Annotated in this window: 3 protein-coding genes; 1 reads left to right on the top strand and 2 read right to left on the bottom strand. The window is 59.2% G+C overall.

The window, feature by feature from the left end:
- Nucleotides 1–608 precede the first annotated feature (608 nt).
- Entirely contained in the window at nt 609–5,804 is a 5,196-nt protein-coding gene (locus EI77_RS23010; protein WP_133797666.1) for an ELWxxDGT repeat protein, read from the top strand.
- 6 nt (nt 5,805–5,810) lie between these two features.
- On the opposite strand, the gene EI77_RS23505 is transcribed toward EI77_RS23010, so the two are convergent.
- Nucleotides 5,811–9,854 (bottom strand): hypothetical protein, encoded by a 4,044-nt coding sequence (locus EI77_RS23505; RefSeq protein ID WP_166647467.1) that lies wholly within the window; start codon nt 9,852–9,854, stop codon nt 5,811–5,813.
- 25 nt (nt 9,855–9,879) lie between these two features.
- A partial coding sequence (locus EI77_RS23665) for a hypothetical protein (RefSeq protein WP_208300462.1) occupies nt 9,880–10,070 on the bottom strand: 191 nt, incomplete at its 5' end.

Genomic DNA, 10,070 nt, shown 5'->3' with positions numbered 1-10,070 from the left:
GAGGGGCTTGAGCGGGGGGTGCGGGCGGGGGAAGGCGTGGTGGACTTTGCTCTGGCGAAAGGGATGCGGGATGGGCTGGGTCTGGCTTGTGGACATGTGTGAAAAGTCCGGGCCGGGGTGGACGGTGTCCAGGATGTTGGGGGGCGACTTGGGCTAAGTGGGGAAAAAAGTTTGGAGTGGTGGAGGGGTGGAGGGGTGGGTCGAGGGGTCTGCTGTGATCGGTTTAACGCAGAGGGGCAAAGAGGCGGAGGAGGCGGAGGATGGGGGTTTAATGCGAGGGGCTTTTGAGGGGACGATGGGGTGGGGATGGGAGGGGTACAGATAATTGACAAAAACTTCCGCAGCTCTCTGAGGGGGCTCAGTTTTCCAGCCAAAACAAGACTGAACGGGAGATGCTTCACCGAGGAGCTGTTGCTCAAACGGATCGAGGGGAGAGACAGGAGCCAGGGCGGTTTCGATGGGCGGAAATGAGGTTAAAAAAGCAAGCATTAAGGCCCTTTATGACTGGCAAGCATTTTAACTATTTCATGCCCCAATCCCCTCCCGTGAGCGCCGTTAGAAACCCCATTCGGCTTACTTGGATTAAGCAAAAAACTTATTAATCAAGCGTGAAATCTAAGAAAGAGGTGGCTTATCGAGAGGGCGATGCTAAAAAACGCGCGATGCTGTTGCGTTTACTCCCCTCACGATTGAAGGTTTTTCTGAGCCGTTCCACCTCCCTTGCCACATTAACCATGGGTTTCTCCCTGGGGCTCGGCTCTGCCGCCGCGGGGCCTTTGGATGCCGTCTTGTTGAAGGATCTCTACACGGGATCTTCCCCCCAGCCGTTGAACGCTGATGACATCACCCCGGTGGGAAATAAGATCTTCTTCACTGTGCATACTCCGACGGAAGGCAAGGAACTGTGGATCAGCGATGGCACCGCCAACGGCACGAAGTTAGTAAAGGACATCAACCCTGGCCTGGGCAGTTCCTTCATTGAAAACATCACCGCAGCAGGCACGAATGTCTATTTCTCTGCCAATGACGGCGTGAATGGTCAGGAGCTGTGGGTCAGCGATGGCACGGCGAATGGAACCGAAATGGTAGCCGATCTGACCCCGACAGAAGGTCAGAGTTCGAAGCCTACCTCCTTTTATCCCCTGGGCACCGGTGTGGTCTTCATCGCCCAGTCCAGCTTTTACCCCGTGGGCCTTTGGTGGACAAACGGCACGCCGGCCAACACTCGCCTGCTGAAGGAGCTTTCCCCAGCGGACCTCAGCGAGGGCCAACTCAAAGGCGGCGTGGCAGCCACGAATTTCTACTTCTGTGTCGAAAAGGACAAATGGGTAGATCTGTGGAAGACCAATGGGACGGTGGCAGGCACGGTTTTGGTCAAGTCTCTCAATTTCTACATCGCTGACGTCTTGGGCGCGGCGGGCACAAATCTTTTTTACACCAGTTATACCGCAGAAACCGGCTGGGAGCTGTATAAGACCAATGGTACCGAGGCGGGCACAGGCCTGGTGAAGGACATCAATCCAGGCCTAGCCCATTCCGATCCGGGTTCGTTCTCGACGGTGAATGGCAAAGGTTACTTTCTGGCCAACACGACGGCGGAAGGGCGTGAACTCTGGGTCACGGATGGCACCGAAACAGGCACTCAGCAGTTCTTCGCTCCCCCGCCCAGCGACAACGTTCCAGTCATCATGGATTCGGGGGTATCGAGTGCGATTGGTCTGGGCAAATTCATCCTTATCTCACGTCGAGGCCTCTCCCCCAACGATGTAGGGAGCCTATGGTCCTATGACACCAGCAACAGCACGAGTGTGAAAATCTTTGACTGCGGTGCGTATGGCAGCGTGCTCTCGACGGTTAACTTCGGTGGCAAGGTGTATTTCTCCGCGAACAACGAGGTCGGCGATGGGACTCAGTGGCTCTGGTCCACGAATGGCACGGCAGCAGGCACAGCACTGGTCGCACCGACGATCAAAGGATCTCGCCGCATCAGCATCGACTCCCACTCCAAGCTTTATCTGGCAGGCACCCAGATCTTCTTTGAAGTGCCCGATGGATTAGGCGGTTATGAACTGTGGAAAACCAAAGGCGCGGATACAGCGGCTAGCACGGGCAAGGTGAAGGACGGCCCCGTCCAGCCCAATAGCTCCAACCCACGGAGCTTTATTCAGGAAGGTGGCAATGTCTATTTCTCCGCTTACAGCCCCGACCACGGTAACGAACTCTGGATCAGCGATGGCACGGCCACAGGCACCTATGAAATGGAGAACCTCAACCCTGAGGGTATCGATGGTGCCCACGGCAGTAATCCGAGCAACTTCTTCGCGTATGGAGGCAAGATCTATTTCAGCGCGACGACAGAGGAATACGGAACGGAACTGTGGGTCTATGACACAGTCGCCGATGTGGTCGGCATGGTGAAGGACCTGCATCCAGGCAGCAACGGCTCTCATCCCAGCCAGTTTTTTGCCTTCTTCACCGGTCAGATCGGTTTCGTCGCGACGACGCCTGACCACGGCACCGAACTCTGGATCACGGATGGCACAACGGCAGGCACCGAAGTGGCCGACTTACTTCCAGGAACTTCAGGCTCCAATCCCACCGGTTTTGTCGAGGCCAGTGACTACGTTTACTTCAGTGTCACCATTGCCAATGGTAAGCAGCAACTCGTCCGCACGACGGATGAAGACACCAGCTTGGTGAATGTGGGCAGTGCCTTCTATTCCCTCCACAATTTGATCAGCAGCAATGGCAACACCGATGGCGTCTATTTCTTTGCCAAGGCGACTGAAAATGATCCACTCAGCCTCTACAAACTCCAGAGCGGCAGCCCTGTATTGGTCAAGAGTGACTTCGGCGATTATCCCTACCTGGCCTCCGTGCACAGCAGCAGTTTGGGCCTCCTGATTGAGCGGTCAGCTGATAACGGAGATCATAGCTTCTGGCTCTCCGATGGCACAGCAGAAGGCACATCCATTTACCGAACCTATTCGGGCGGTCGCATCATCGGCGTGTTCAATGGCAAGATCTACTACAGCGAGGCTCTCTATGATGAAGAGGACAATTACCTCACCGAGAACCTCATGAGTCTGGAAGAATCCCTCGATGCAGAGCCGGTCATGGAACTGGCTGGCAACTCGACCTCTGGCCAAGTGAATTTCGTCTATTTTGAAGAGAGCAGCCACCTGACCGTTTTCAGCCGCAGTGTGAACTACGGCAAAGCCTTGCTATGGGCCAACTTTGGTGGTTCGGCCCCCCTGCAACCGCTCAATGGCGTCAGTGTCGAAACGGAGGGTGCTAGCCCTGAGTTCATCCGCCTCGACTCCTATTCGAGTCCCAAGGTCCTGTTTTCCGCCCCAGGAGCGACCACAGGCAAAGAACTCTTTGTTCTAAACCTGGCCCCCAGTGCGAACGTGAACCCCCTCCAGGTCCAGTTGGTTCCATCTGTGGGAGCGCCCACGGCACTGGCCAATAACGGCAGCATCCAGTTCCCACCCACACCGAGAGGCCAGAGCAGTTATGTCACCGTGCGTCTGCGTAACAATGCCGGCGTGCCCCTTTATTATTCAAGTATCTCGTTCCCGAACGAAGGCACGGAATTCACCTCCACGTCCCCGTCTTTCGACCTGTTTCCCGGTGAGGAAGTGAATGTGACCCTGAGATTTTCCCCCGAATCCTTGGGTGCGAAAACAGCGCCGATCGAGTTCAAGCATTTCACCCTCTCCACGACCACGCTCAAGCTGACCCTCAAGGGCACCGGCCTGGCGGAAAGTAACAAACCTATCCTCTATGCGCTGCCTTTGGCCCGGATCACCCGCACGGGTGAGGTGGTGAAGTTCTACTCCGGCGGCGGCTCTGAACCTTTGACTCCAGAGAGCTTTGTCTGGAAATTGGGTTCCAAGGCCCTCCCTCACAACCCAGAGGTTATCGTCTCACCTGGGGAACCTTCATCCGTGCTAGGTTCGTACGTCATCCCCAATGTCAAACTCACCGATTCCGGTCTCTACACCGTCACCCTCAGCAACACGAGCGGCAGCGCCGTGAGCACGCCGACACGCCTTGCCGTGGTGCAGGCAGCTCCATCATCCACCCAAGTGGGTGAGGGCAAAACGCTGACGCTTTCCGCGACGGCCTCCGGCCCTGCGGGTGGCACGCTGAGCTATCAGTGGCTGCGTGATGACGTGGTGCTGAACGACATCGACAACGTCCGTGGCAGCAGCACGGCCAAGTTGACCCTCACCAGCATTACCCCCCGCGATGAAGGCGACTATGACTGCCGCGTCACCTACACCTACAATGGGGTGGATTACTCCATCCTACAGGGTGCGACCGAAGTGGATGTCATTCCTCTCCCCGTCTTTGCCCCCGTCATGCTGCCATCAGAGACGCAGGTGGGAGTCACCATCACCCCGCTCACCATCATCGCAAGCAATGCCGTCAGCTTCAAAGCCACTGGCCTGCCTCCAGGCCTCGCCATCAGCACGGGCGGTGTCATCACCGGCACGGCGACTAAATCCCTGGGCAGGGATGCTGCAGGTGCGCGCCTGCCTTACATCATCACCGTCACCGCCACCAACGTGGCCGGTAGCACAACCCAGCAGATTGCCTGGGCCATCAATCCCCTGCTGCCTGAAAACAGCTACGAAGGCCTGCTGGATCGCAACCCCGCCATTGATGGCGACCTCGGTCTGGGTGGTCGGGTGAAGATCACCTCCAATACCGGTGGCACCATGAGTGGCAACGTCCTCCTCGCTGGCAAGACCTATGCCTTCAGCGGCCTCCCCACCATCATCGATGTGAATGGTGACATAGGCGCGACCTTCAGCATCCCGGTCTCAGGAAAGCCCGCGATGACCCTGCAACTCTACGGCGACGGAGACGATCTCATGGCTAAGCTCACCGCCACGATCTCTAATGCCCCGGTCTCCACGACCGGCATCATCCGTGCGGCGAAATTCAGCGCCAAGGTCGCAGCTACGGCCTATCAGGGCACTCATACTTGGTCCTTCAAACCCGGAGTGACCACGGCGGTTGACTACCCGAAAGGGTCTGGTTATGCGACTGTCAGCGTCTCCGCCGCAGGCATCGCCACCTGGACGGGGAAACTGGCGGATGGCAGCATCACCACGGGCAGCGCGCCGCTTTGCTCCAGCCCCTTCAACCCGTCGGACACCTCCGTCTTTGTCGCCCTGCACACGGATCTGTATAAGGTCACGGGTTCCTTCCGCGGAGTGATCGAGATGGCAACCACTGCGCCGGTCGTCGCCACGGGTTCTCTTTCCTGGACGAAAAAGGCCAGCGCCACAGATCGCAGTTACAGCACTGGCTTCACCCTGCCCGCCATGACGGTCAGCGGTGGGCGATACACACCTCCTGCTACGGGTTATACCGTCTTTGGTGCCTTTTTGGACAGTGCGACCGCCACCCATCCGGTGCAGGTGACCGTGGACGGAAAAGAAACGATGCTCAATTTGCCTTTCACCTTTAAGCTGAACAACAAGCAGAAGGCGACCGAGCTATTGAGTGACCCCGGCTTCAAGAGTGTGACCTTCACGCCAGCGACGGGGTATTTCAAAGCCACCTATTCCGACCTCGGTCCCACCGCCGCGCTCAATCGATCCGTCACTGCGGAAGGGGTGGTGCTCTCCTTGGAAGGCAAAGCCTATGGTTATCTCATCCTTCCCGAGTTGACCCCGGAAACCACCACTGCTGCCCTATTAAACGCCGCCCCGCTCCATTCCTACAACGTCACCCTGGACCCGGATCCTCTCGTCCCCGCCGCCCCGGTTGAACTGAGCGAAGAGTAGGAGAGATCAATCCGATCTTACCTGATCTGAATCCACCCACGACGAAGCCGCGGATGGCGCCCTATCCGGGGCTTTTTTGTGAAGTAGTGTCGTCAGGCCCCGGCTGCCAACCGCACGTGTCGTTAGGCCGTGGATACGCAGACCATAACAAAGATGCCAGGCACCGAGTGCCTTTCTATTTGCCTTTTTCAGCCTCAACTCCCCCCATGAAAACCGCCCTGGATCGCCTAACAAGATTTGTAATCCGGCATGGGAGACGCGCTCATGCAGGACGAGGCGGGTGAGGGCTGACTGCGGACTTTCGCCGGGACGCAGGCGGGTGTTTTCGGCGATGATGACGCTGTGGCCGGTGGTGGTGTCGTGGAAGCCTTCGGCGGTGCGCATGCCCTCAATGTCACGGGCATCAAAACCGTTCTCTTTGGCATAATCCGAGGCCAGCAGCTCCTCCACGGTGGTGAAGAGATGCGTCTTTTCGTTGATGAGGCCGGGCTGTTTTTCGTTTAGAAGCCGGGTCGTCTCGGCAAGGGTCTGGCCTAGTTTTTCGGGGCTTCCGAGGGCGGTTCCGAGATTGGCTCCTCGGGTTGCGTCGGGGCTGCCGGGCTGGCTGTAGAAGAGGCTTTTATCTTCAAGAAGTGAGTATAGTCGAGTGCCTGGTTGATCAAGATTTGCTCCTCTGCGGTCACTCTGCGCAGGGCGGTGATCTCCAGCACGATTCCCCTCAGAGATCTGTCCCTGTAGTGCGGCTTGAGATACAAGGGCCCGAGAAAGTGTCGTCGCACCAACTCCGCTTCCTCCGGGGTCCAGTCGCGATACGATTTCGTTAAAAGATGTGGCGGATAACCCGCGCCCGGTAGGTCCATGGATGATGATATCCTGCACGGGATCCCATTGCAAGTCCTCCAGGCGGGTCTGGCCGTGGGTTTGCATGACGGCCTTGACCGCCTCGTATTCAGCTTTGGCCAGCAGTTCCACATTGTGATCAAAAGCCTCACGGGAAGATCCCTCCTGCCAGCCGGGGATGTTTTCAAAGGGCTGGCCGGTTTTAGGATTGATGCCATTGGGCATCAGATGGCCGGTGCTGCGATGACGCAGGGAGGAGGACAGCATGTGGCTGAGATCTCTCTGCCGGGCAATGTCGGAGACGGCCAGGGGATCAGGCCTCACACGCAATCCGTTGTTATGCGCATAAGTCATGAAAGCCTGCGTGACCAAGTCACCGCCCTGGGCAGGGTCAGTCCCGGAAACACGCATCTCTTCCCTGTCCATCCAGACGGTACCATCTTTGCCATGAAAGAGGTAGGCGCTGGCCCCATTTTTCAGATGCATCTGCTCCACCTTGTGCGCGGCAGGATCTTGGAAAGAGGTCGTCTCATCCACAAAGTCCACTTGATCGCCCAGGTCATAGTCTTTGGCGATTTCTCCCAGGTCCTTGCTCTGGCTGGCGGGGCCGCGACGGAAGCGGGTTTCATCTTCGGCCAGTGCCTGCATGGCCTGGCCGGGGGTGCGGGGCTGGGTGGAGGGGGCCTGGCCAGCCTGGCTGCCGTCCTGGTCTGGCTGGCTGAACTGGAGGCGACTGGTCGGCTTTTGGGGTGGGGTAACGGACGAGGCTGATGGGGGCTGCGGTGGCTGATGTGGGCTTGGCCCGGCGGCTCCACTGGCCCCCTTTTCTTCTACGGGGACTGGCGAAATGGGTGTGGCCTGATCTGCGGCGAGCTGCTGCTGGGTGGCGGCATGGAGGTGGGCATAAAGCTCGGGCTTTTTCTGCCACATGACGGCGGCGACTTGGGATTCTTTGAAGGTTTTTTCTTCGCCGTTGAGCCGGACCTGGAAGGTGCCGTTGGGGTTGCGGTAGAGGATGGAGGCGTCTTCGCCGTGATGGGCGATGCCCTGCCAGATGGGGGGCCGGGTGGGACGGGGTCCTTCAAGTGAGGCGGCGGTGGCGGCATCTAGGTAGGCATAAAGCTCGGGCTTTTTCATCCAGAGCATGGCGGCGACCTGGGGTTCTTTGAAGGTTTTTTCCTGACCGTTAAGACGTACCTGGAAGGTGCCATCGGGATTGCGGTGGAGGATGGAGGCGTCTTCGCCATGACGGGCGATGCCTTTCCAGATGGGGGGGGGTGAGGCTGAGGGATGATTTATGTTTTGTGATGTTTCTGGATGTGAGTGTGGAGTGCCGGTAGGGGGCTGTCCGGTGATGTTTTGTGATGTTTCTGGATGTGATGAGGGGGTGTGGCGGCGGGGGATCCTGCCGGGGAGGCTGGTGAGGCCGTTGAGAATGGCATTGGAGGCGATGCCTTCGCTGGTGGCGGCGGGGTCTATGCCGCCCTGGCCGATGATGGGGATATCTGTGAGGCCTTCGATGGTGGAGGCGGTGGCGCCCTGTACGGCGTTGTTGCCGAGGGTGGAGCCGCGGCGGGTGAAGGGGGTGATCTTGCTGGTGGCGTGGCCGGTGATGGCGCTGAGGAGGCCACGGAGGACGCGGCCTTCTTTGAGGCGGCGGGCGGCTTCGGTGTTGCCGGTGGTTTCGGCTTCGAGGATGCGCTGGTTGGTATCCAGGACGTTGCTGCCGTATGTCTGGGCGGCACTGGTGGCGGCCTCTGCAAGAAGGCGGCTGCGGAGGACTTTTTTGGTGATTTCCTGCCCGGTGCGGCGGGCGATGCTGCTGCTGCCGCCGGTGGCGGCGGTGAGGGGGAGGGTGAAGAGCTCCTCCCCAAGGCCGCGCTGGGTATTGATGACGACGTTATTCCACCAGCCGCCTTCGAGCTGGCGACGGGTGCTGCCGCCGTAAACGAGCTCCATGTCTTCGGCGAGCTGGGCGAGGTGGCGCTGCATTTCTTCATCGCCGGTGAGGCTGGCATAGGTAGAGCCGATGCCGAGGGCACCGCCGAGGGCGCCTTTGCCTACTTCTGCAAGGCCGTCGTACTGGCCGATTTTCCCGCGCCATTGGGGTTTTTTGGCTTCTTCTGTCACGCGCTCGCTAAGGAGGAGGCGTCTGCCGTCCAGGATGAGCTGGCGCATGCGGTCGCTCTGGGGCTGGGCGGCAACTTCGATGGTCTGGATATTTTTTTTGGTGGCGTTTATGTTGGCCAGGAGGGTGTTTTTATAACGATCTGTGGAGGGGGTTTTGTCGTAACGGTTTTGGTAATAGGCGAGGTCTGCCTGGGCCTGACGCAGCTGGCTGGCGCTGTTATCCAAACTGGCTTTGACGCGGTCGGTCTCAGAGAGGATGTCGGCATCGGTGACGGGGGTGATGTGGGTGAGGTGGGTGGTGCCGTCTTTGAGGTTGAAGTAAACCTCCATGCGGCCGGATCGACTGCGACGGAGGGTATAGTCTGCGAGTTCTTGCTGGCCGGCTATGACTTTGCCACGGTAGTGGCGCTCAGTAGGGAGGTGGTAGGCGGGGTTTTCCAGGATGCTGCGGAGGGACTGCTGAAGGGCGGCCTGCTGGACGGTGGGGAGGGGGGAGGATTCACCTGTGTGGGCAGCGATGAGGTCTGCGGGACTGAGGCCGGTGCGCTGTGACCAGTCTGCCAGGGTGGAGTAGAGGGCTTCGTTTTTGAGGACGGTGAGGGCTTCCTGGGTGTCGTTTTCTGTTTTGACGAGGCCTTTCCAAGCGCGATCCGGAGGGAGGGTCTGGGCGTGATTTTCTGCCTGGACGACTTCTGCCTGGAGCTGGCGGGCGATTTCTTCGTGGGTGGCTCCGCCATGGAGGCCGAGGAGGACTTTGGCCTGGGGGCGGACGCGGCCGGTGATGGGGCCCTGGCCAGGGCGGTGATCTGCATCAAAGGGGGCGTAATCTGCACGGATGCTTTGGGTGGTGGCGAAGTCGGGTGCTTCGAGAAATTCGGAGGCGATGCGAGGGGGATCGACTTCGGGATTTCGCGGGGCGGGTGGTGGGGGTGGCGAGGGGGTGGTATCGGCAGGTTTGTATGGGGGTCTGGGTGCGGCAGGCTGGGGTGTGGGTGCCTGGGTGTATGAGAGGGCGGTCTGGCGGGGTGTGGGGGTGGGCGGTGGCGTGATGGGTGAACCGTCTGAGCCAGGGCGCAACATGAGATGGCCGGCGGGCGGGGATGGCCTAACCGGAGGTGTAGTGGGGCGCTGGAGAGATGGAGCGGTAGGTTGCTGGGGTGGGGTTGGTTGAGGTGGTGTTGGCTGGGATGGAGTTGGTTGGGATGGAGTTGGTTGGGGTGGAGTTGGCTGGGGTGGAGTTGGTTGGGGTGGAGTTGGTTGGGGTGGAGTTGGTTGGGGTGGAGTTGGTTGGGGTGG

This window comes from Prosthecobacter fusiformis (assembly GCF_004364345.1).
GTDB classification, from domain to species: Bacteria; Verrucomicrobiota; Verrucomicrobiia; order Verrucomicrobiales; family Verrucomicrobiaceae; genus Prosthecobacter; species Prosthecobacter fusiformis.
Note: the sequence above shows the minus strand (reverse complement) of the source record. Positions and strands in the feature narration are given on the sequence as shown.

Coding starts and splice junctions, on each gene's coding strand:
- EI77_RS23505 (WP_166647467.1), bottom strand. CDS start 9,854: ATGTTGCGCCCTGGCTCAGACGGTTCACCCATCACGCCACCGCCCACC.